Origin of the sequence: Streptomyces sp. NBC_00631, from assembly GCF_045206895.1 — a bacterium.
Taxonomy (GTDB): domain Bacteria; phylum Actinomycetota; class Actinomycetes; order Streptomycetales; family Streptomycetaceae; genus Streptomyces.
In genome coordinates, this window is sequence record NZ_CP107734.1 from 3,367,471 (window position 1) to 3,388,707 (window position 21,237).

A 21,237-nucleotide genomic window follows, 5' to 3' on the forward strand; every position below is an offset into this window, starting at 1 on the left:
TACGACGTGATGGACGGCGTCAGATGCGTTCGACGAGGGTTGCCACGCCCATGCCGCCGGCGACGCACAGGGTGACCACGGCCCGCCGGGCGCCACGGCGTTCCAACTCGTCGAGGGCGGTGCCCACGAGCATGGCGCCGGTCGCGCCGAGGGGGTGTCCCAGGGCGATGGCGCCGCCGTTGACGTTGAGCTTCTCCATGGGCACGCCCAGGTCCCCCGCGTACTTCAGGACCGCGGAGGCGAAGGCCTCGTTCATCTCGAACAGGTCGATGTCATCGACTGTCAGCCCGGCACGGGCGAGCAGCCTGCGGGTGGCCGGGATCGGGCCGGTCAGCATGATCGTGGGATCCGCCCCGGAGGTCGCGGCGCCGGTGATCCGGGCCCGGGGGGTGAGCCCGAGGTCGTGTCCAGCCTGCGCGGAGCCGAGGAGCAGCAGGGCCGCTCCGTCCACGACGCCGGAGGAGTTGCCGGCCGTATGCCGATGGTCAACGGACTCGACGTGGTGGTACTTCTGCAGGGCGACCGCGTCGAACCCGCCCGCCTCGCCGGCCTTGGCGAAGGCGGGCGGCAACAGGCCCAGGCTCTCCGTGGTGGTTTCGGGCCGCAGGTGTTCGTCGCGGTCGAGGACGACCAGGCCGTTCTGGTCGGTCACCGGGATCACGGAGCCCGCGAACCGGCCCTCCTGCCAGGCGCGTGCCGCTCGCTCGTGCGAGCCCGCCGCGTACCGATCGAGATCCGCGCGGGTGAAGCCCTCCATGGTGGCGAGGAGGTCGGCGGCGACGCCCTGCGGCACGAATCCCAGGTCGTAGGCGGTGGCCGGGTCGGCCGCGAGGGCTCCGCCGTCCGAGCCCATCGGTACCCGCGACATGGACTCCACACCGCCCGCGAGGAACAGGTCGTCCCATCCGGAGCGGATCTTCTGCGCCGCGGTGTTGACCGCCTCCAGGCCGGAGCCGCAGAAGCGGTTCAGCTGGACGCCGGTCACGGTGTCGGGCAGTCCGGCCACGAGGGCGGCGGTGCGCGCGATGTCGGCGCCCTGGTCCCCCACCGGCGTGACGACGCCGAGGACGAGGTCGCTGAGACGGTCGAGGTCCAGGGTCGGGTTGCGCTTGCGCAGGGCGTCGATCAGCCCGACGACCAGGGAGACCGGTTTGGTGCCGTGCAGGGCGCCGGTGTTCTTGCCGCGGCCTCGCGGCGTGCGGATCGCATCGTAGACAAAGGCTTCGGTGGTCACAGGCGGAGGCCCTTCCCGCAGTGGATTTGAATCTTGAATAGATTAGAAAAGATGCGTGTAGGTGACCGGGGCGCACCCGGCGGGGCACCCCTCGGGGACAGACCGGCTGCGCGCGGATCAGACCAGGCGTGAGGCCTGGTCCGCCCAGTACTCGTCCTTCAGCAGCCGCTTCAGGAGCTTGCCGTTGGGGTGCCGGGGCAGTTCCGCCCGGAAGTCCACCGAGCGCGGGCACTTCACGTGCCCCGCGTGGTCGCGGCAGTAGGCGATGAGCCGTGCGGCCAGGGCCTCGTCGGAGTCGGGGCCCGGCACCCGTGTGACGACGGCCTTGACCTGTTCGCCGAACTCCTCGTCCGGCACGCCGATCACCGCGACGTCCTCGACGTCGGGGTGGCTCGCCAGCAGGCTCTCGATCTCCTGCGGGTAGATGTTCACCCCGCCGCTGATGATCATGTTGCTGAGCCGGTCGGTGAGATGGAGGTAGCCGTCCTCATCCAGCCTGCCGATGTCGCCCATGGTGGCCAGACCGCCGGGCAGCTGTGCCGATCTGGTCTTGTCCGGGTCCTTGTAGTACTCGAACGGCGGCCCGCCGGAGAAGTAGACGACACCCTCCTGGCCGGGGCCGAGTTCCTCTCCGCCTGCGCCGACGATGTGCACCCGGCCGACCACCGCCCGGCCGACGGTGCCCGGGTGCTCCAGCCACTCCGGGGTGGTGCACACGGTCATGCCGTGCCCTTCGGAACCCCCGTAGTACTCGACGAAAATCGGCCCCCACCAGTCGATCATGGCCTGCTTCACCTGCGGCGGGCACGGCGCCGCCGCGTGGATGGCGATTCGGTGGGAGGACGGGTCGTACCCGCGCCGTACCTCCTCGGGCAGCCGGAGCAGACGGGTGAACATGGTGGGCACCCACTGGCTGTGCGTGACATGGTGCTTCGCGATCGACTCCAGGGCCAGGGCGGCATCGAACTTCCGCAGGAGGACCACGGTCCCGCCGACGGCCGTGACGCTGCGGGTCCATCTGGCCGGCGCCGCGTGGTAGAGCGGGGCCGGGGAGAGGTACACGGTGTCCTCGTCGACCTGGAACATGGCCAGGGCAGGTGCGGGGATCGGGGGCGTGGTGCCGAGCGGGGCGCCGACCGAGGTCGGCCTGATGCCCTTGGGCCTGCCCGTCGTACCGGAGGAGTACAGCATCTCGGAGCCCTCGACCGCGCCGGGGAGCGGTTCGGCGGGCCGGCCGCTCATGAGGACGGACAGTTCCTCGGTTCCGTCGTAAGGCGTTGCGTCGAGGGTCAGAACGGCGACGCCGGGGACCGCCGCCCGTACCGCATCGAGGTGAACTGCCGCGGTCGTCGCGGAAAGGACCACGGCGCCGGCCTCGCAGTCCCGGACGATGTGCGCCACCTCGTCCGGGGCGAGGTGGGTGCTGATCAGCGTGTAGTAGAGACCCGCGTAGTGCGCGCCCCACACCACCTCGAGGTAGTCGACACGGTTCTCCGCGCAGATCGCCACGTGGTCGCCCGGGGCGAGCCCGAGGCTCCCGAACACGCGCGCGATCCTGTTGGCGGCGTCGTCGAGCTCGCCGTAGGTGAGGACCTCGCCGGTGTCCGCCATGACGACCGCCGGTTTGGTCTCCTTGTCCCCCCGGTGCGCTCCGGGGTACCACGTGGGTGAGTCTGGCGCTGGGTTGGGCATGGCGTCCTCACTGGGGTGTCGGTCCGGCTGCGGGTCAGAGGATCCGGCGCATCATGCTCAGCGCCTTCTCGGTGTACGGCGGGTACATGGCGCGGGGGTCGGGTCTGAAGGTCTTCGCCAGTACGGCCTTGCGGTGGCTGAGCCGCTGAAAGCCCCATTCCCCGTGGTAGGCGCCGATACCGCTGGCGCCGACCCCGCCGAACGGCAGGGAGGGGACGAGGCAGTGCATCGCCGCGTGGTTGACGACGGCGCCGCCGGCGGGGATCTCGTCCACGAGCCGGGTGCGTGCCGCCCTGCCTCTGGTGAAGACGTACAGGGCCAGCGGCTTCGGGCGCCGGGTGACGAAGCGTATGGCCTCGTCGGCCGAGTCGACGGTCAGCACGGGCAGGACGGGTCCGAAGATCTCCTCGGTCATGAGGGGTTCGTCGGGGGCCGGGTCCACGACGACTGTCGGCTCGACGGTCAGCGCGGCGCGGTCGGTGCCACCGCCGGTCACGACCGAGCCTTCGGTGGCACCGAGGTAACCGGCGATCCGGTCGAACTGGCGCTCGTTGACAATGCGCATCCCGCCGTCCTGGTCGGCTCGGAAAGCCTTCATGGACGCGACGATCCTGTCGACCAGTGCATCCCGGACCGTACGTTCCACGAGCACGTAGTCCGGTGCGATGCAGGTCTGTCCCGAGTTCATCAGCTTGACCCACGCGATGCGGCGCGCGGCGACGTCGAGGTCGGCGTCGGCCAGGACGATCGCCGGGCTTTTTCCGCCGAGTTCGAGGGTCACCGGGGTCAGCGTCGGAGCCGCTCCGGCCATGATCTTCTTGCCGATCTCGGTTCCGCCGGTGAACAGTACGTGGTCGAAGCCCAGGGCGAGGAGGTCCTGGGTCACCATGGCGTCGCCCTCGACCACCTTGACCGCCTCGGGGTCCAGGTACCGCGGGACCAGCCGTGCCAGCAGCGCGGAGGTGGCCGGGGCCAGCTCGGACGGCTTGAGTACGGCGCAGTTGCCCGCGGCCACCGCAGCGACCAGCGGGCCCAGGCTGAGGTACACCGGGTAGTTCCAGGGCCCGATGACCAGCACGACCCCGAGCGGCTCGTACTGCACCCAGCCTGACGCCGGCTGCTGGCTCAGCGGCACGCGCTGTCGCTTCCGCTTCATCCACGAGCGCAGACGCCGGCGTGCGTAGAGCGCCTCTCCCCGGGTGGAGGTGATGTCGCCCAGCCAGGACTCCGCGGCGCCGCGCCCTAGGTCCATGGCCAGGGCTTCGGCGATCTCCGTCTCGCGCTCCTCCACGAGCCGCGCGATGCCGTCGAGCTGCCGCTTGCGCCATTCCGGGTTCCGGGTGCGGCCGTCGGCGTGGACCGACCGCAGGGTCGCCATCAGTGCGTCGAGTCCGGCCGCCTCCTGGGCGGCCCGGGTGCTCGGTGAGGTGGCCATGTCCGTCCGCCCCTCAGACCTGGGGCGCCGGGACGTTGCCGGAGAGGACCGAGGCGGTGATGCCGCCGTCGACGGTCAGTGGGTGACCGTTGATCCAGCGGGCTTGGTCCGTCAGCAGGAACAGCACGGCGCCGGCGATGTCGTCCGGTGTGGCGTGCCGGCCGAGCAGCGCCTTCACACCGTCGAGCTGGTCCTTGCCCATCGACTGCTCGAAGTCGGCCAGGATGGGTGTCTCGACCGGCCCCGGCAGTACGGCGTTGATACGCAGGCCCAGCTCTCCCAGGGCGAGCGCCATCGCCATCGTGTAGACGGTCGTCGCCTCCTTGGAGAAGTTGTAGGCGTTGCCCTGCTGGGGATGGTCGGCGAACCATCGCGCGCCTTCTTCGAAGGTGTCGGTGGCCATCAGCTCCCTGATCGCCCCGAGTCGCTCCTGCCAGCCGAAGCCGGCGGTCGACGACACGATCACGACACAGCCGCCCGGCTTCAGCCGCTCCAGCAGCGACTCCGTCAGGTGCCGTACGGCCAGGAAGTTCACGGCGAACACGGTGTCGCCCGGAGCCGTGCCGGGGATGCCCGCGATGTTGAGCAGCCCGTCGAAGGTGCCATCGAGCCGGCCGACCGCCTCGTCGATGGAGGCGGGGCCGGAGAGATCGACCTCGATGTGGGCATGGACCTTCGCCGTGGGCTCGTTACGGTCGAGGCTGAACACCTCCGCGCCGGCGGCGACCAGCTTCTCCGCGACCTCGTGACCGATGCCGGAGGCGGCTCCGGTGACGAGGTAACGCTTTCCCGCGAACTGTGACATCTGACTGCCTCTCAACACGCTCAGAGGGTGTACGGCATGCTCTTGACGGCACGCACGAAGTTGCCGGCGAGGTACACGGGCTCGCCCACCCGAAGGGTCGGCGCACGGTGCAGCAGCTGGTCGAAGATCTCGGTGAGCTGCATCTTCGCCAGGAAGTTGCCCATGCAGTAGTGCGGACCGCCGCCGCCGAAGGCCAGGTGGTTGTTGGCCGGCCTCTGGATGTCGAGGAGGTGCGGGTCCTTGAAGACGCGCTCGTCCCGGTTCCCGGACGCGTACATCATCAGGACCCAGTCGCCCTCCCTGATCTCCTGCCCGCCCAGCACGGTGTCGCGGGTGGCGGTACGGCGGAAGGTCTGGACGGGGGTGACGTACCGGACGAACTCCTCGACGGCCGGGGCGATCCGGCCCCCGAAGTCCTCAAGGAGCAGTGCCTTCTGGTCGGGGAAGTCCTGGAGGGCGCGGGCTGTCACGCTGATCGTGTTGCGGGTGGTGTCGTTGCCGGCCACGGACAGCAGCACGAAGTAGGCGGCGATCTCGTCGTCGGTCAGCCGCCGGCCGTCCACCTCGGCCTGGACCAGGCTGGTCCACAGGTCGTCCTTCGGCTCCGCCCGGCGGCGTTCGACGTGTTCCAGGCCGATCTGCAACAGGGTGACCAGGGCCTCGTTGAGCACCTCGCCCGGCTCGCGCCCCGCGGCGACGTCCTCGTCCGCCCAGGAGACCATGCCGTCGGCGTGATGGGCGGCCAGTTCGCGCTGGCCCTCGGGGAGTCCCATCATCTCGTAGACGGTCCACATGGGGAGCCGCTTGGAGACCTGGCTGACGAAGTCGCCCTCCCGCGTGGCCAGGAGGTCGTCGACGATCGTCGTGGCCTGGCGCCTGATCTGGTCGTGGATCCTCGCGACCTGCCTGGGCGTGAACGCCGAGCTCACCAGGCGCCGGAGCTGGAAGTGGCGTGGAGCGTCCATGGCGAGGAACGAGGACGCCGCCTCAAGGATGTCCTCGGGGATCTCCTCGACCATCACTCCGCGGGCCGAGCAGTAGATCTCCGGGTTCTTGCTGACCTCGGCGATGTGCTCGTGCCGGGTGACGGCCCACACGCCCTCGTTCTCCGGGGGCATCAGAGCGCCTTCGAGGGGCGGATGCCAGCTGACCGGGCGCTCGTCGCGGAGCGTGCGGAACGCCTTCTCCCGTTCCTCCCAGGTGCCGGCCCAGAAGGACAGCGGGGAAATGCTGACCGGGTCGTACGCCCGCGACGCGGTTTCGGTGGATTGGATGGCCATCTTTCCTCCGTGGGTGGGGTGGCGGGCCCGGGCTGGCTCAGAGGACGAGGTCGTCCCGGCCGTCGCCGCGCAGGCTGTCGACGTAGAGGGGGAAGAGCTTCTTGCCGAGCGGCGCCAGCTTGAGCAGGCTCGCCACGTTGCCCTCGACCTTGATCCTGCTTTTGGCCATCGCCAGCGGGAGGTTGACCTTGCCCTGCCAGTAGGCGTTGCCGACGTCGGCCGCCATTCTCATGACGGCCTGCGGGGGTGCACCGCCGGTGCCGTCCCCGACGGTGCCCGCCGTCGTGTCCACTTCCACGACCGTGTCCGGCTCGGTGAAGGCGAACTGCAGCACCATTGCGGTGTCCCGGAGCTTGGGCCCGATCTCCGCGTCGGCGAACGCCGCCTCGAAGATGCCGCCGATGTACTTCCTGACCTCGTCCGCGTCCCTGAATCCCACGGTTCCTCCTGACGTCCGCGAGGAAGATCGCCCGAATCCGATGAGCGATTCAAATATAAATTTGATTAGATTCCACACCCAACGGGTCCCCGACGGGCAGCACCTCACGTGCCGCGGCCTCGAAAGGGGGTGCGTTTCGGGAACGTAACATAAGTCTTCTTATGGCGACTAGAGCTCGGCACCGAACTCATACGCGCGGGGCGCCTACCATGACTTCCCACACCCCCGACCAGGAGTCCGCGCATGCCCGCACACAAGGACGCCGCCCGCTACTTCGACTGCGCGCTCGCCATCCTCGCCACACAGGGCTACGGCGGACTCAAGCTCGCCCCCCTGTGCGAACGGATGGGCGTGACGACAGGCGCCTTCTATCACCACTTCGCGAACTGGGGCGCCTTCACGGAGGCACTGCTGGACCACTGGCACCGGGAGCGCACCCACCGGCTCGTCGAGCTGGCCCGACGCGAACCGGACCCGCTGGACCAGCTCCAGGTCCTCCTCGACGCGGCCATGGAACTCCCGCACGGCGCGGAAGCCGCGATCCGGGCGTGGAGCACGATCGACCCGGCGGTCCACCGGATCCAGGAGAGCGTCGACCTGGAGCGGCACAGCTTCGTCCGGAAGGCGTTCGCCGCCCTGGTCGACCCGGAAGAGGCCGACCGACTCGCCACGCTCGGCATGTACCTGCTGATCGGGTTCGAGCAGGCCGAGTCACTCCGCGACCCGGAAGTGCTCTCGTGGGCGCTGCACGAGCTGAAGAGGACGGCAGCCAAGGGAGCGGCATCGCGCTCCGCGCCACGATGAGCCGTCCTGCCGTATCCGCCACCTGCGCTGCTCCCGACCCGCCCGGTGGGAGGCTCTCTCACCCACCTGCAAATTTTAATATACGATAGATAAAATCCCTCGCCGTCAGCTTGCAGGAGCACACCTTGGCGCCCCCACTGCTCGAACAACCCGACGACTGGACCGAACCCGGTGCCCACGCCGTTGTGGACCACGTGTACCGCATCCCTCTGTCCCTGCCGTTGGACGGGCTGGCGGCGGTCAACGTCTACCTGATCCAGGATGACGACGGCCTGGTGCTGATCGACTCGGGCTGGGCCGGGCCCGACACCGAGAAGGCACTGATCGAGGCGGTGCAAAGTCTCGGACACCGCCTGGACGACATCGGCCAGATCATCGTGACCCACGCCCACTGGGACCACTACACCCAGGCCCTGGCGTTGCGTGAGTCGATCGGCAGCCGGGTCCGGATCGGCTGGGAAGAGCGCCACACGATCGAGGGCTTCGATCTGGAGGACGGGGTATGGCCCCGCCAGGTAGAGCTGCTGCGCGAGTGCGGCGCCCCCGAACTGGCGGCCCTGATCGCCGCCCTACCGGTCGAACAGAGCGACCGGGACATGCCGTTCGGGCCTCCGGACGAGTGGCTGAGGGACGGCGAGCGGATCGATCTCGCACACCGCCGCCTGGACATACGGGCCACGCCCGGCCACACGCGGGGGCATGTCGTGGTCGGGGACCCGACCGACGGCCTGCTGTTCTCCGGTGACCATGTGCTGCCGCACATCACTCCGTCGCTGGGCTTCGAACGCTCGCCCGAGCCCTACCCGCTACGGTCCTATCTCGCCTCCCTGCGCTTGACCCGACAGCTGCCGGACGCGCTGCTCCTGCCCGCCCACGGCCCCGTGACCAGGAGCGTCCACACCCGGGTGGACCAGCTGATCGCGCATCACGAGGAGCGGCTGGACGAGGTCCTCCGGCAGGTCGCGGCCGGCGCGGACACGGCCCACGCGGTGGCCCGCGCCCTGCCGTGGACCCGTCGGCGGAGCCGGCTCGACGAACTCCCGCCGGTGCACCGGATGACCGCGGTGCTGGAGATCGACGCCCACCTGGATGTCCTGGCCCAGCTGGGAGCGGTCAGCCCACAACGCGTCGACGGGGTCCGGCGGTTCACGTCGGCCGCGTGACGGTGCTCCTCATGCGAGCACGACCGCGTAGCGCCAGTCCAGGACGGAGCGGGCGGGCTCGTCGCCGCCGACCGCGCGAACCTGCGAGCGCAGGTGCGCCAAGCCGCCGTGTTCGCCCAGCGACCGCAGGCGCTCCACTGCCACCGTGCTGTACAGGGTGTCCCCCTCATGGACGGGACCCAGGTGGTCGCAGCCGTGCCAACCCGCCACGGTGACGATGGAAGGCAGGGCTCGGGCGGCCTGCGCGAGGGCCACACCGATCGTGTGGCCGCCGTAGACGAGCCGCCGCCCGCCCGCGGCATGCCGGTCGTGGTGCACCATGGCCACGTTGAGCGTGAGCCGGGCCAATTCGGGAGCGCCCGACACTACGTCCCCACCGCCGACCTCCCAGAACATGCCCTCGGCTAGATCGGCGAACCTGGGCCCGGCCACGCGCCGCGCGAACCGGTCCAGTCGCCATCCCCGCACCACCGCGGCGAGCGCCGCGTGGTCCGGTTCCGCACCCACGGTGTCGAGGTCGGTCGCGTGGCGGGTACCGGCGTCCGGGTCCCGCAGGGGCAACATGGCGCACCGCCAGAAATCCAGTACCGGGCGATCATGCTGGTCGGTGGTGGTGATCCGCAGGGCGGCCAGACCAGTGGGACGGCGCCCGGGACGGTCCTTGTTGCGACGCAGGGCGACGACCTCTGTGGAGGTGCGCAGCGTGTCGCCGATGAGCGGGGTGCGGCGAAGGACCAGACCGCGGTAGAAGAGGTTGGCCTTCACATGATGGGTGGCCAGCGTGGACTGGCCGATCGCCATGTCCCAGACCAGGGCGGGGTGGGCGAGGGGGGCCTGGCCCGTCACGGCGCGGCTCAGTTCCTCGTCCAGCGGGAGCGTGAGCCGGTCCCCCACGATCGACTGGTGGGTGGCGGCGTGACCGGAGGTCAGGGTCACCCCGGGCGCCCCGCCGAACACCTGCCCCACGGCCAGTTCGTCGAAGTACGGCCCCTCGGCCGTACGTGCCGTCTCCTCAGGGATCACCACACTCACTCCCGTGCCCCTCTCTTCCTCGGCCGTCGATGACCCGCCTTCAGGAACCGCGCTCACGCTGTTGCCCTTCCCACCCGGCCGAGTGTCCGGCGTGCGGCGACCGCCACGGCCTCGTCGACCATCCGTCCGTCCACGATGACGGCGCCCTCGGCGCGCGCGTGCCCCCGCTCCAGGGCGGCCAGCACCGTCCGGGCCCTCGCCACCTCCTCGGCCGACGGTGTGAACGCCTCGTTGACCTGCGCGATCTGGCGGGGATGGATGACCCACTTGCCGTCGAAGCCGAGTCGCGCGGCACGGCGCACCTGTCCGGCGAACTCCTCGTCGGCGGCCACCCCGAGATACGGACCGTCCACGGCGGCGAGGCCTGCCCCGCGAGCCGCCGTCAGGATCTCGTCCTGCGTGCGCAGCCAGGTCTCCGCCGGCGCGTCGGCGGCCCGCCCGAGCGACGCGGCCAGGTCGGCGTAGCCGATGATCAGGGTGGTCAGCCGGGGCGTCGCCGTCACGATCTCGCGCAGGTTGGCCAGTCCCGCCGCCGTCTCGATCAGCGCCTGTATCGGGACCGGATCGACGCGGTTGACGGCTGCCTCCGCGCCCGCCAGCAGCCGGTCCACGAAGGCGAGGTCACCGGCCGACTCCACCTTGGGCAGGACCACGGACACCCGCGCGCCCTGCCGCGCACACGCGACGACGTCCTCGTGACACCACGGCGTCCGGGGCGCGTTCACCCGGACCGCGATCCGCGGACCGGCCTCCGGCGCACGGGCCAGCCAGGCGGCGACGCGTTCCCGTGCGTCCGCCTTGGCCGTGGCCGCGACCGCGTCCTCGAGGTCGAGCACGATCTCGTCCGCTTCCGACGCGAGGGCCTTCGCCATCTTGTGCTCGTCCGAGCCGGGTACCGACAGACGTGCCCTGAGCGCACCCGCCGAAATGTTCGCGGTCACCTCATCCCCTCTCATTATCTAATCTAAATTAGACTATAATCGATCGACGCAAGTCCGGTAGCCGAGTGAGGAGACCTGTATGCCCACCCTGTCCGAGGAGGAACAGGACGTCGTCGATGTCGTCCGGGCGTTCGTCGACCGGGATGTGCGGCCCGTGGTGCGGGAGCTGGAGCACGCCAACGAGTATCCCGAGAAACTGATCGAGCAGATGAAGGCGCTCGGGATCTACGGCCTGGCCGTCCCGGAGTCCTACGGCGGGGCGCCGGTGTCCACGTCCTGCTATGTCGGCGTGACCGAGCAGCTGGCCCGCGGCTGGATGAGCCTGGCCGGGGCGATGGGCGGCCACACGGTCGTCGCCAAGCTCCTCCTCGCCTTCGGCACCGAGGAGCAGAAGAGCCGCTACCTGCCGAAGATGGCGACGGGGGAACTGCGGGCCACGATGGCGCTCACCGAGCCGGGCGGCGGCTCCGATCTCCAGGCCATGGGCACCGTCGCCCGTCGGCGGCCGGACGGCGACTACGTCGTCTCCGGCGCCAAGACCTGGATCAGCAACGCCCGCCGCTCCGGGCTCATCGCGCTGCTGTGCAAGACGGACCCCGACGCCTCGCCCCGCCACAAGGGCATCAGCATCCTGCTCGTCGAGCACGGCCCCGGCCTCACCGTCTCCCGCGACCTGCCCAAGCTGGGCTACAAGGGCGTCGAGAGCTGCGAACTCTCCTTCGACGACTACCGGGCGCCGGGCGACGCGCTCCTGGGCGGCGTCGAAGGACACGGGTTCGCACAGATGATGAAGGGCCTCGAGACGGGCCGTATCCAGGTCGCCGCGCGGGCACTCGGCGTCGGTCAGGCGGCCCTGGACGACGCCCTGCGTTACGCCCAAGAGCGCGAGAGCTTCGGCAAGCCGATCTGGCGGCACCAGGCGGTCGGCCACCGTCTCGCCGACATGGCCACGAAGCTCGTCGCGGCACGACAGCTGGTGCTGTACGCCGCGGAACGCCACGACTCCGGGGACCGGTGCGACATGGAGGCGGGCATGGCCAAGCTGTTCGCCTCCGAGACCGCCATGGAGATCGCGCTCGACGCGGTCCGGATCCACGGGGGATACGGCTACTCCACCGAGTACGACGTCGAGCGCTACTTCCGCGACGCCCCCCTGATGATCGTCGGCGAGGGCACCAACGAGATCCAGCGCAACGTCATCGCCGCCCAGCTGGTCGACAGGGGCGGACTGACGTGAACCGACCACCGCAGTCCACGACCGACCGGAGGACCACGTGAAACTCTCGATGCTGCTGTCCAGGTACACCGGCGATCCGGTGGCCACCGCCGGCCTGGTGCGCGACCTGGAGTCCGCGGGCCTGGACCTGGTGTGGGTCCCGGAGGCCTACGGTTTCGACGCCATGACGCTCGTCGGCTATCTCGCCGCGACGACCGAACGGATCCGGATCGGCACCGGCATCGTCAACGTCTTCAGTCGCACCCCCACCCTCCTGGCCATGAGTGCCGCCGCCGCGGACAGCCTCTCCCGGGGCCGTTTCTCCCTCGGTCTCGGCGCTTCCGGGCCGCAGGTCGTCGAAGGCTTCCACGGAGTGCCGTTCGACCGGCCGATGCGGCGGATCACCGAGACGATCGAGATCTGCCGGAAGACATGGCGGCGCCAGGAACCCCTCACCCACGACGGCAGGGTCTACCAACTGCCCCTGCCCGCCGACCGCGGAACCGGGCTCGGCAAGCCGCTGCGGCTGATCAACCATCCGTACCGCGCCGACATCCCCGTCTACTGGGCCTCCCTGATGGAACGTTCGGTGACCGCGACGGCAGAAGTGGCGGACGGCTGGCTTCCGTTGTTCTTCATGCCGGACAAGGCGGCGGAGGTCTTCGGGCCCGCGCTCGCCGCGGGGACCGCACGCCGCTCCCCCGAACTGCCGCCGCTCGACATCGTCGCCGGCGGCCCGGTCGCCGTCGGGGAGAACCTCCCGGTCGACGACCTGCTCGACCTGGAACGGCCGACGGCCGCCCGGTACATCGGCGGTATGGGCTCCCGCGACAAGAACTTCTACAACGACCTGGCCCGCCGATACGGCTTCGAGGCCGAGGCCGAGCTCATCCAGGACCTCTACCTGGACGGCAAGAAGAAGGAGGCCGAGGCCGCGGTCCCCCGGGAGTGGCTGGCCCGGACCACGCTGATCGGTCCGCCGGGTCTGGTGGCGGAACGGATCCACGCGTACCGGGAAGCCGGCGTGACGACCCTGAACCTGGACCCGGTGGGGCCGGACCCGGCCGGCACGGTGGAGGCCGTCCGGCGGCTGGTCGACAACCTATAGTTGACCCGTGCCTAGAAAATCCGCGGGTAAGCCGCCGGCCGATCCGTCAGACTCCAAGTCGGCGCGCACGCGCGAACGCATCCTCGACGCGGCGGCCCACGTCCTCAGCCGCAAGGGCTACGCCGGAACACGGCTGAGTGACGTGGCGGAGCAGGCGGAGATCCAGGCTCCCGCCATCTACTACTACTTCTCCTCCCGGGAAGTACTGATCGAAGAGGTCATGTGGGTCGGTGTGGCCCGCCTGCGGGAGCATGTGGCGGAGGCGCTCGAAGCGCTCCCGCCGGACACCACCCCCATGGACCGCATCGACACCGCCGTGGAGGAACACCTGCGCTTCCAGCTGGCCATCTCCGACTTCGCCACCGCCGCGATCCGCAACGCGGGCCAGGTCCCCGAGGACATCCGCACCCGGCAGCTCGCCGAGGAGGGCAAGTACGGAGACATCTGGCGCACACTCGTCCACGACGCCCAGAAGGCGGGTGAACTCCGCGCCGACCTCGAACCCCGGGTCGCCCGGATGCTGGTCCTGGGCGCCCTGAACTGGGCGACCGAGTGGTGGAATCCCCGCCAGGGCTCGCTGGACGTCGTGGTACGCACCGCGAAATCCCTGGTGCGGCACGGCCTGGAAGTGCCCACCGCACAGGAGCAGGGCGGCTCGCGGCCGTCAAGGGGTTCCCGGGGCCGGCGGACGGCCACATCGGCGGGCTGAACAGCCTGAGAGGCACATGCAGGGGCCTCAGGGACTTCCCCGCTTCAAAACGTAATCTAATGTAAATTAGAGAATTGACCGTGCCGAACGGTCAGGCCTGCACGGCGGCGCCCGACGACAGCAAGCCCTCGGCGTTCTCGACCTCCCACGAATCGAGGACGTCGGCGGTGTGCCGGCCCGGCACCGGCGGGGGCGAGCCGAGAGCGGTGGGCGTCGCCGAGAAGCGGGGTGCGGGCGCCGGCTGGAGGACGCCGTCGCGTTCCACCAGGGTGCCGCGGGCCCTGATGTGCGGGTGGTCCGACGCCTCGCGCAGGCTCAGTACCGGCGCCACGCACGCGTCCGACGCGGAGAACACCTCGGTCCATTCGTCCTGGGTACGGCTCGCGAACGCGGCCGCGAGGCGCTCGCGCAGCCGCGGCCAACCGGTGCGGTCGTGCTGGGCGGCGGGGTCCTCGTCGAGTCCGAGAACGGCGAGCAGTTCCGCGTAGAACTTCGGCTCCAGGGCGCCGACCGCCATGTGACGGCCGTCGGAGGTCTCGTACACCGCGTAGAACGGCGCCCCGCCGTCCAGGAGGTTCACGCCGCGCTCGTCCTGCCACGTTCCGGTCGCCAGCAGCATGTGGGTGCCGGCAAGCAGATGGGCCGTACCGTCCACGATGGCGGCGTCCACGACCTGCCCCCGGCCAGTTCGCTCGGCCTCACGCAGGGCGGCCAGGACTCCGATGACGAGATACGTCCCGCCGCCACCGAAGTCGCCGACGAGATTGAGCGGGATCTGCGGCGGGCCGCCGGCGCTGCCGACGGCGTGCAGGGCGCCCGTCAGGGCGATGTATCCGATGTCGTGCCCGGCCAGTTGGGCCAGCGGCCCGTCCTGGCCCCAGCCGGTCATACGGCCGTAGACCAGGCGCGGGTTCCTGGCGAGGCAGTCGTCGGGGCCGAGACCGAGCCGCTCGGCGACTCCCGGGCGGTAACCCTCGATGAGGACGTCGGCCCGGGCCGCCATGTCCAGTACGGCCCGCACGGCGTCCGGTCGCTTCAGGTCGAGCAGGACCGACTTCTTCCCCCGGTTGAGGACGTCCACGTGCTCGAAGCCCGCGAACAGCCCGCTGCCGCCGGGGCGGTCGACCCGGACCACCTCGGCGCCCAGGTCCGCCAGGGTCATGCCCGCGAACGGGCCCGGGCCAATGCCCGCGAGTTCCAGCACCCTGCATCCCGACAGCGGGCCCTCTGCCATCTTCTTCCCTTTCATACGTCGGCGGTCTGCCGGGATTCGCTCCGCGACCGGGCGAACGCGAGCCCTTCCTCCCACGAGGCGCCCCGGGCGACGAGTCGCCGGTATTTCATGATCTCGGTGGGCCTATTGACGGCCAGGGCCCCCACCAGCCGGTCACCCGCGCGGTACAGGGCGACGCCCTGGTGGTCGCGCTCGATGTCGCCGTCGGCCACGGCGATCTCCTCCGCGTCGGGGACGCCGACGAACTGGATACGGGTGTCGTACTGGTCGGACCAGAAGTAGGGCACTGTCGCGTAGCCCTTCGCCGCCCCGGGGTTCAGGGCGTTGCGGGCGGCGAGGGCCCCCTGTTCGGCCGCGCTGGTCCAGTGCTCCAGGCGCATGGGCCGGTCAAAGACGGGGTTGTGCCAGCGGGCGACATCGCCCGCCGCATACACGCCTTCGGCTCCGGTGAAGAGCGTCTCGTCGCAGACCACGCCGTCGTCCAGGGTCAGACCGGAACCCACCAGCCAGTCGGTGGCGGGTACCGCACCGGTGCCGACGACGACCAGGTCGGCGTCGAGGACGCTCCCGTCGGAGAGCCGGACCCTTTCGACCCGGCCCTCCCCCTCCAGCGCGGTGACGCTCAGCCCGCAGCGCAGATCGGTGCCGTGGCGCCGGTGCAGGGAGGCGAGAGCGCCTCCCATGGTCTCGCCGACAGCACGTACCAGCGGCGTCGCCTGTGCCTCGACCACGACGACGTCCAGCCCGCGCTTCCTGGCGGCGGCCGCGGTCTCGGCGCCGATGAAACCGGCGCCGATCACCACGGTCCGCGCCCCGGCGTCGAGGGCACGTCGGACGGCGGCCGCGTCGTCCAGGGTGCGCAGCGTGTGAACGCCTGCCAGGCCCTCGGTGCCGGGCAGCCGACGGGCGATCGCGCCGGTGGCGATGACCAGGGCGTCGTAGCCGATGGGCCGTTCGCCGACGACGACCGTGCGGGCCGCGGTGTCCAGGCACGTGGCGCGGGCGCCGAGCAGGAGTTCCGCGCCGAGGTCGGTGCGGAGCATCTCCTCGGTGCGGAAGGTCGGCGGGGCCCCGTGCGCACCGTTCGCGTCGAGGAACTGCTTGGAGAGCGGGGGCCGGTCGTACGGGAGGTGCGGCTCGGCCCCGACGAGGGTGATCCGCCCCTCGAAGCCGCCTTTGCGTGCGGCCTCGACGGCCCGGAGCCCGGCCAGGGACGCGCCGACGACGACCAGTCGGCGGGTTCCCATCAGGGCTCCAGCCGGAGGGCCTCGGTCGGGCAGCCCGCGATGGCTTCCTCGACGTCGGAAAGAGTCCCCGGGGGGACGGTCTGCGTCTTCAGCACGAGTTCGCCCTCGTCGTTCACTTCGAACACGTCGGGTGCCAGGGACTCGCAGATACCCAGACCTGTGCATTTGGAACGGTCAACGGTGATCTTCATCAGTGCTCCCTCGGGGCTCCGGTCGGCTCGGCCGCGACGCCGACCGGGTGGTGTCGCAGGATCTGTTCGACGACGAGCTTCGCGGTCTCCGCGCAGGCCGTGGTGCCGCCGTTGGCGTACTCCTTGACCGCGTCGCCGACGTTCCAGAGGTTGGGGACGGGAGTGGTGTTCGGGAGGTCGAAGCCCGCCACGGCACGTTGCGGAGGCCAGCCGTCGCGGGTGACGACGGTGGACAGGATCCGGGCGCGATCGAAACCCGGGATCTGGTCGCGGAGATCGGCCATGAGCAGCTCGGTCTCGGCCGCCTCGTCGAAGTCGCCGACAGCCGGCTGCGGGACGGCCGTACCCACGTAGAGGTGCCAGCCCTCCGGTGCCATCTCCGGGCAGGTCGCGGTGAAGTTGGCGACGTAGCACATGCGGCGAGTGCTGGCGAAACTGAGGAGGCCCGGTGCCTCGACCAGGCGCTCCTGGCTGGCGAAGTTGACCGAGATCATCGCGCAGGGCCGGTCGCCGCGCCGTACCGAGGTCAGGTACTCCTCGGAAAAGTGCTGCTCGCCGGCGAGTGTCACGGTGGCGGCCGGCCCGACGTCGCTGACCGCGAACCGGCAGGCGACCTCGGTGTCCTGGCCGCCGCGGGCGACGACGGCGCCGGTGACCCGGCCGGCGTCCACCGTCAGGCTGCGCACCTCGCTGTCCAGCCAGACCTCACCGCCGCCGGCGGTGACCACGTCGGCGAGCGCGCGCCAGATCCCGATGGTGCCGTCGGGACAGAACCCGAACTTCTTGAAGGCGCTCTTGCGGGTGAAGTAGGTGAGGAAGACACGGGCGGGCAGTTCCTCGGAACTCACCGCGAAGACCGATCCGCACATGTTGCGGAAGACACCGTGCACGGATTCGTTCTTGGTGTACCGGCGGATCCAGTCGGCGGTGGACAGTTCGGCGTCGGGCAGACCGCTGTCCTCGCGGGCGGCACCGAGGCCGCCGAGGAGCTTGGCGCCCTGGCGGGTGAGCTTGGACAGCAGCATGCCCCAGCCGCCACCGGTCACGTCGATGTCCTTGCCGCCGATGCGGTACAGGATGGGCGGGTTGGCCCGGCGGACGTCGAACTTGGCGCCGACCTCCTGGAAGGTCTGCTCGGTGATGCCGCCCACCTCGATGACGATGGCTCCGTTGTTGACCTTGAAGCCGTCGATGTCGTGGGTGGAGGCGCGCCCGCCCACACGGTCGAGGCGTTCCACCACGAGGGTGCGGTAACCGTGGTGGGTCAGGCGGGCGGCGGTGAACAGGCCGCCCGCGCCGGCGCCGATGACGAGGGCGTCGAAGGATGTCACGAAGGCTGTCTCCTTTCCGGGCTCAGGTTTCCGGGCTCAGGCCAGCGGATTGGTGCCGAGGGCGGAGCCGTCCATGTCGGTGATGTCGGACCAGCGGTCGGCGACGTCACGCAGGCTCGGGGTACCGGTGAAGGTCACCCCCTTGGAGGCGAAGTACGCGACCCGCTGGACGCGGTCGCCGCCGGCGATCAGCACCGTGCCAGTGTCGGTGCATTCGTCGGTCAGCAGATGGGCGACGACGGGTGCCACGAACTCCGCCGGCAGCCGCTCCAGGAGCTCGGCGGGGGCGGCGTCCTCACTCATCCGGGTCCTGGCCAGCGGTGCGACCGCGTTGGCGAGGATGTTGTACTTGCGCCCCTCGACGGCGAGTGTGTTGACGAGGCCGACCAGGCCGAGCTTGGCGGCGCCGTAGTTGGCCTGTCCGAAGTTGCCGTACAGCCCGGAGGTGGAGGTGGCCATGACCACCCGGCCGTGTCCCTGCTCGCGGAAGTGCGGCCAAGCGGCGCGTGTGACGTGGTAGCCGCCGAAGAGGTGCACGCGCTGCACGGCCTCCCACTGGTCCACCGTCATCTTCACGAAGGAGGCGTCCCGCAGGATGCCCGCGTTGTTGACCACGCCGTGCACGGCCCCGTACTCCCGCAGGGCGGTGCCGATCAGGCCGGTGGCGCCCTCCTCGGTGGCCACGCTGTCGTAACTGGCGACCGCCCGGCCGCCCTCGGCCCGGATCTCGGCGACGACGGCGTCGGCCATCGCGTTGCCCGATCCGGTGCCGTCCCGCGCGCCACCGAGGTCGTTGACGACGACTCGGGCGCCGTGCCGGGCCAACAGCAGCGCGTACTCGCGCCCCAGCCCGCCGCCCGCGCCGGTCACCACGACGACCCGGTCCTGTACTCCTGCCATGTGGGTACTCCTCGTTGCTCGGATGGGGGGATCAGTACGAGTTCGGCAGGCCGAGGCTGTGCTGGGCCACGAAGTTGAGCACCATCTCCCGGCTGACCGGGGCGGTGCGCAGCATGCGGGCGACGAACCACAGGTCGGCCAGGCCGTACTCGCGGGACAGTCCGTTGCCGCCATGGGTCTGGATCGCCTGGTCGAGGGCCCTGAGAGAGGCTTCGGCGGCGGTGAACTTCGCGATGTTGGCCGCTGCCGCGGCGTCCTGTCCGGCGTCGAACAGCTCCGCGCTGCGGGCGGTGGCGAGCCGGGCGAGCTCGACCCCGATGTGCGCTTCGGCGAGGGGGTGGGAGATGCCCTGATGAGCTCCGATCGGAGCGGACCACACCGTGCGTTCGCGGGCGTAGTCGCGGGCCTTGCCCACCGCGTAGCGGCCGATGCCGTTGCTGAGCGCCGAGGCGGTGATGCGCTCGGGGTTGAGGCCGGCGAAGACCTGCCGCAAGCCCTTGCCGCGCTCCCCGATCAGGGCGTCGCCGGTCACCCGGACGTCGTCGAAGAACAGGGTGAACTGTTTGTCCGGGCAGACCAGTTCGGTCTCGATGGGCTGGAACTGCAGGCCGGGCGAGTCGACGGGAACAACGAACAGGGACAGCGGGCTGCGTCCGGACGCCGAGGGCGCGAGATCGCCGTCCCGGGTGACGACGAGCACGGCGTCCGCCTCGTTCAGGGCGGAAATGAAGTACTTGGAGCCCGAGATGCGCCAACCGTCGCCGTCGGAGCGCGCGGTGGTGGTGATGGCGTGGCTGTTGGATCCGGCGTCCGGCTCGGTGATGGCGAACGCCATCCTCCGGCGGCCCGTGGCGATGTCCGGGAGCCAGGCCCGTTTCATCTCCGGCGAGGCGTGGGCCGCGAGGATCGAGCCGCAGATGGCGGGCGAGATGACGCTGCTGAGGATCGGCATGCCGTGCGCCGACAACTCCTCGAGGACCACGACGAGTTCGGCGAGACCCGCGCCCCCGCCCCCGTACTCCTCGGGAAGGTGGACGCCCAGCAGTCCGGCCTCCCCCAGTTCGCTCCACAGCTCCTCCACGCCCGCGCCCGTCCGGGCACGTTCGCTGTAGTACGCGTGCCCGTAGCGGGCGGCGATCTTGGCGGTGCTCTCCCGGATCAGCCGATGCTCGTCGCTGTCCGTGATCAGTGCTGTCATCGCTACCGTCCCTGGAACGTGGGCTTGCGCTTGTCGATGAAGGCGGCGACGGCCGCCGAGGCGTCCGATGTCCGGGCGGTGCGGGCGATCGCGTCCGCCTCGGCCGCCAACTGCTCGGCCAGCGTGGCCGACCAGGTTTCGCGCAGCAGGCGGCGGATCTCGCCATGGGCGCGGGTGGGGCCGTCGGCCAGTCGCCGGGCGACCGCGAGGGCCTCGTCGGCCAGTTCACCGGCCGGCAGCACGCGTGTCGCCAGGCCCCATTCGACGGCCTCGTGAGCGTCGAGCACCCGTTGTTCGAGGTAGAACTCGGCTGCCCGGCGGGGGCCCACGAGCCTCGGCAGGAACCAGGAGTTGCCACCATCTCCGGACAGCCCGAGCGCCGTGAACCCGGAGGCGAACTTGGTGCCCTCGGCGGCCAGCACGATGTCGGCGCAGTAGAGCAGCCCCAGCCCGCCGCCCGCGACCGCGCCGTGCGCGGCGCACACGATCGGCGCGTCGAGCCTGCTCAGCAGACGAAGCGCCTCGTGGTACGGCGAGATCATCCTGCGCAACGTGCCGGGCAGTCCGGCGCCGGCGCTGTCCGCGAAGACGGCGATGTCGCCGCCCACGGTGAAGGCGGGACCGTCACCCGTGATCAGTACCGCCCGCACGTCCGGATCGGCGGCCAGTTGCTGGGCGACCTCGTACAGGTCGTCGGCCATGGCCTGGTCGAGGGCGTTGCGGGCGTGCGGGCGGTCGAGCCGGAGCTCGGCGAGTCCGTCGGTGACGCGGAAATCCACGGTCGACAGGGCCCGGCCGGCCCCCAGTGCCTCGGACCAGCGTGCGCTGTCCGTCAGTTGGACGAGGCCGGTGATCCGCTCACCCTCGAAGCTCAGGAGGTGAAAGAACTCCGCGTCGAGCTTGCCGCCGCCCTGTCTCGCCTCGCCCACGTACCGGCCGGTGACCAGCAAGTCACCGTCCTCGAGGTGGCGGAAACCGGCGGGTTCGGCCCGGGCGTCGTAGCTCCTGGCGATCCGGCCCCAGAACCCGCGGCGCATGGCTTCGGTTCCGGTGTACGTCCCGCCCAGGCCCAGCGGCAGCCCCTCGGTGGTCCGGCCCTCGAACCCGGGATGCAGGATCCGGTCGAGCCCCTCGCGGTCTCCGTGGGCCAGTGCCCGGTAGAGCTCGGCCGCCACCGCCTCTTTCCCATCGTGTCGCACGCTCACAGCCTCCAGTTTTGAATCTAATATAAATAAAGTTTCGACTCCGGGTCAACGCCCGTTCGCCGGGCGGGACCGG

General features: G+C 70.5%; 20 protein-coding genes. 5 read left to right on the forward strand and 15 right to left on the reverse strand.

Annotation, left to right across the window (positions count from 1 at the left end; all coding sequences use genetic code 11):
• Positions 1 to 19: 19 nt before the first annotated feature.
• The 6 genes from OHB00_RS15510 to OHB00_RS15535 form a co-directional block, all read right to left on the reverse strand.
• The gene (locus OHB00_RS15510; RefSeq protein ID WP_406435265.1) at positions 20 to 1,234 is read right to left on the reverse strand and encodes an acetyl-CoA C-acetyltransferase; all 1,215 of its coding nucleotides are present in this window, start codon (positions 1,232 to 1,234) and stop codon (positions 20 to 22) included.
• 117 nt (positions 1,235 to 1,351) lie between these two features.
• Positions 1,352 to 2,926 (reverse strand): acyl-CoA synthetase, encoded by a 1,575-nt coding sequence (locus OHB00_RS15515; protein ID WP_406435267.1) that lies wholly within the window; start codon positions 2,924 to 2,926, stop codon positions 1,352 to 1,354.
• A 34-nt stretch (positions 2,927 to 2,960) separates the two neighbouring features.
• Positions 2,961 to 4,361 carry an aldehyde dehydrogenase family protein gene (locus OHB00_RS15520; RefSeq protein ID WP_406435269.1) on the reverse strand — a complete coding sequence of 467 codons (1,401 nt, stop codon included), beginning with the start codon at positions 4,359 to 4,361 and terminating at the stop codon, positions 2,961 to 2,963.
• Between the two features lie 13 nt (positions 4,362 to 4,374).
• Complete coding sequence (locus tag OHB00_RS15525; protein WP_406435271.1) at positions 4,375 to 5,166, reverse strand: coniferyl-alcohol dehydrogenase; 792 nt, start codon at positions 5,164 to 5,166, stop codon at positions 4,375 to 4,377.
• A gap of 20 nt (positions 5,167 to 5,186) precedes the next feature.
• Positions 5,187 to 6,446: a cytochrome P450 gene (locus OHB00_RS15530; RefSeq protein ID WP_406435273.1), complete on the reverse strand. Its 1,260-nt coding sequence runs from the start codon at positions 6,444 to 6,446 to the stop codon at positions 5,187 to 5,189.
• 37 nt (positions 6,447 to 6,483) lie between these two features.
• The gene (locus tag OHB00_RS15535) at positions 6,484 to 6,885 is read right to left on the reverse strand and encodes an SCP2 sterol-binding domain-containing protein (RefSeq protein WP_045557809.1); all 402 of its coding nucleotides are present in this window, start codon (positions 6,883 to 6,885) and stop codon (positions 6,484 to 6,486) included.
• 243 nt (positions 6,886 to 7,128) lie between these two features.
• Between OHB00_RS15535 and OHB00_RS15540 the strand changes: the two genes are divergently transcribed.
• Both OHB00_RS15540 and OHB00_RS15545 read left to right on the forward strand, forming a co-directional pair.
• The gene (locus OHB00_RS15540; protein WP_406435275.1) at positions 7,129 to 7,689 is read left to right on the forward strand and encodes a TetR/AcrR family transcriptional regulator; all 561 of its coding nucleotides are present in this window, start codon (positions 7,129 to 7,131) and stop codon (positions 7,687 to 7,689) included.
• A 125-nt stretch (positions 7,690 to 7,814) separates the two neighbouring features.
• Positions 7,815 to 8,852, forward strand: a complete 1,038-nt coding sequence (locus OHB00_RS15545; RefSeq protein WP_406435277.1) for an MBL fold metallo-hydrolase — start codon at positions 7,815 to 7,817, stop codon at positions 8,850 to 8,852.
• A gap of 9 nt (positions 8,853 to 8,861) precedes the next feature.
• Here OHB00_RS15545 and OHB00_RS15550 read toward each other — a convergent pair whose 3' ends face one another.
• Together OHB00_RS15550 and OHB00_RS15555 are read right to left on the reverse strand one after the other, a co-directional pair.
• Positions 8,862 to 9,878: a MaoC family dehydratase gene (locus tag OHB00_RS15550; RefSeq protein WP_406435279.1), complete on the reverse strand. Its 1,017-nt coding sequence runs from the start codon at positions 9,876 to 9,878 to the stop codon at positions 8,862 to 8,864.
• Positions 9,879 to 9,937: 59 nt separating this feature from the next.
• On the reverse strand, positions 9,938 to 10,825 hold the full coding sequence (locus tag OHB00_RS15555) for an HpcH/HpaI aldolase/citrate lyase family protein (RefSeq protein ID WP_406435281.1): 888 nt from the start codon (positions 10,823 to 10,825) through the stop codon (positions 9,938 to 9,940).
• Between the two features lie 79 nt (positions 10,826 to 10,904).
• Between OHB00_RS15555 and OHB00_RS15560 the strand changes: the two genes are divergently transcribed.
• From OHB00_RS15560 to OHB00_RS15570, 3 genes are read left to right on the forward strand one after another with little or no spacing between them, the layout of a single operon-like run.
• On the forward strand, positions 10,905 to 12,062 hold the full coding sequence (locus OHB00_RS15560) for an acyl-CoA dehydrogenase family protein (RefSeq protein ID WP_406435283.1): 1,158 nt from the start codon (positions 10,905 to 10,907) through the stop codon (positions 12,060 to 12,062).
• A gap of 37 nt (positions 12,063 to 12,099) precedes the next feature.
• Complete coding sequence (locus OHB00_RS15565) at positions 12,100 to 13,149, forward strand: LLM class F420-dependent oxidoreductase (RefSeq protein ID WP_406435285.1); 1,050 nt, start codon at positions 12,100 to 12,102, stop codon at positions 13,147 to 13,149.
• 7 nt (positions 13,150 to 13,156) lie between these two features.
• Positions 13,157 to 13,858: a TetR/AcrR family transcriptional regulator gene (locus tag OHB00_RS15570; protein WP_406435287.1), complete on the forward strand. Its 702-nt coding sequence runs from the start codon at positions 13,157 to 13,159 to the stop codon at positions 13,856 to 13,858.
• A gap of 91 nt (positions 13,859 to 13,949) precedes the next feature.
• Here the strand turns inward: OHB00_RS15570 and OHB00_RS15575 are convergent, their stop codons facing one another.
• From OHB00_RS15575 to OHB00_RS15605, 7 genes are read right to left on the reverse strand one after another with little or no spacing between them, the layout of a single operon-like run.
• Positions 13,950 to 15,092 (reverse strand): CaiB/BaiF CoA transferase family protein, encoded by a 1,143-nt coding sequence (locus OHB00_RS15575; RefSeq protein WP_406435289.1) that lies wholly within the window; start codon positions 15,090 to 15,092, stop codon positions 13,950 to 13,952.
• Positions 15,093 to 15,103: 11 nt separating this feature from the next.
• Entirely contained in the window at positions 15,104 to 16,339 is a 1,236-nt protein-coding gene (locus OHB00_RS15580; protein ID WP_406435291.1) for an NAD(P)/FAD-dependent oxidoreductase, read from the reverse strand.
• Positions 16,339 to 16,530, reverse strand: coding sequence for a ferredoxin (locus OHB00_RS15585; RefSeq protein ID WP_059210178.1), 192 nt, complete (start codon positions 16,528 to 16,530; stop codon positions 16,339 to 16,341). The genes OHB00_RS15580 and OHB00_RS15585 overlap by 1 nt, the downstream gene beginning before the upstream one ends.
• Positions 16,530 to 17,861 (reverse strand): phytoene desaturase family protein, encoded by a 1,332-nt coding sequence (locus OHB00_RS15590; protein ID WP_406435293.1) that lies wholly within the window; start codon positions 17,859 to 17,861, stop codon positions 16,530 to 16,532. Before OHB00_RS15590 ends, OHB00_RS15585 begins: the two co-directional genes overlap by 1 nt.
• Before the next feature lie 36 nt (positions 17,862 to 17,897).
• Positions 17,898 to 18,761, reverse strand: a complete 864-nt coding sequence (locus OHB00_RS15595) for an SDR family NAD(P)-dependent oxidoreductase (protein WP_406435295.1) — start codon at positions 18,759 to 18,761, stop codon at positions 17,898 to 17,900.
• Positions 18,762 to 18,792: 31 nt separating this feature from the next.
• On the reverse strand, positions 18,793 to 19,959 hold the full coding sequence (locus OHB00_RS15600; protein WP_406435297.1) for an acyl-CoA dehydrogenase family protein: 1,167 nt from the start codon (positions 19,957 to 19,959) through the stop codon (positions 18,793 to 18,795).
• A 2-nt stretch (positions 19,960 to 19,961) separates the two neighbouring features.
• Positions 19,962 to 21,158, reverse strand: a complete 1,197-nt coding sequence (locus OHB00_RS15605; protein WP_406435299.1) for an enoyl-CoA hydratase-related protein — start codon at positions 21,156 to 21,158, stop codon at positions 19,962 to 19,964.
• Between the last annotated feature and the right edge of the window lie 79 nt (positions 21,159 to 21,237).

Excerpts from the sequence above, each read along its gene's own strand:
- OHB00_RS15530 (WP_406435273.1), bottom strand. The coding sequence starts at position 6,446 with ATGGCCATCCAATCCACCGAAACCGCGTCGCGGGCGTACGACCCGGTC.
- OHB00_RS15580 (WP_406435291.1), bottom strand. The coding sequence starts at position 16,339 with ATGGGAACCCGCCGACTGGTCGTCGTCGGCGCGTCCCTGGCCGGGCTC.
- OHB00_RS15595 (WP_406435295.1), bottom strand. The coding sequence starts at position 18,761 with ATGGCAGGAGTACAGGACCGGGTCGTCGTGGTGACCGGCGCGGGCGGC.
- OHB00_RS15560 (WP_406435283.1), top strand. The coding sequence starts at position 10,905 with ATGCCCACCCTGTCCGAGGAGGAACAGGACGTCGTCGATGTCGTCCGG.
- OHB00_RS15585 (WP_059210178.1), bottom strand. The coding sequence starts at position 16,530 with ATGAAGATCACCGTTGACCGTTCCAAATGCACAGGTCTGGGTATCTGC.
- OHB00_RS15515 (WP_406435267.1), bottom strand. The coding sequence starts at position 2,926 with ATGCCCAACCCAGCGCCAGACTCACCCACGTGGTACCCCGGAGCGCAC.
- OHB00_RS15525 (WP_406435271.1), bottom strand. The coding sequence starts at position 5,166 with ATGTCACAGTTCGCGGGAAAGCGTTACCTCGTCACCGGAGCCGCCTCC.
- OHB00_RS15540 (WP_406435275.1), top strand. The coding sequence starts at position 7,129 with ATGCCCGCACACAAGGACGCCGCCCGCTACTTCGACTGCGCGCTCGCC.
- OHB00_RS15575 (WP_406435289.1), bottom strand. The coding sequence starts at position 15,092 with ATGGCAGAGGGCCCGCTGTCGGGATGCAGGGTGCTGGAACTCGCGGGC.
- OHB00_RS15520 (WP_406435269.1), bottom strand. The coding sequence starts at position 4,361 with ATGGCCACCTCACCGAGCACCCGGGCCGCCCAGGAGGCGGCCGGACTC.
- OHB00_RS15600 (WP_406435297.1), bottom strand. The coding sequence starts at position 19,959 with ATGACAGCACTGATCACGGACAGCGACGAGCATCGGCTGATCCGGGAG.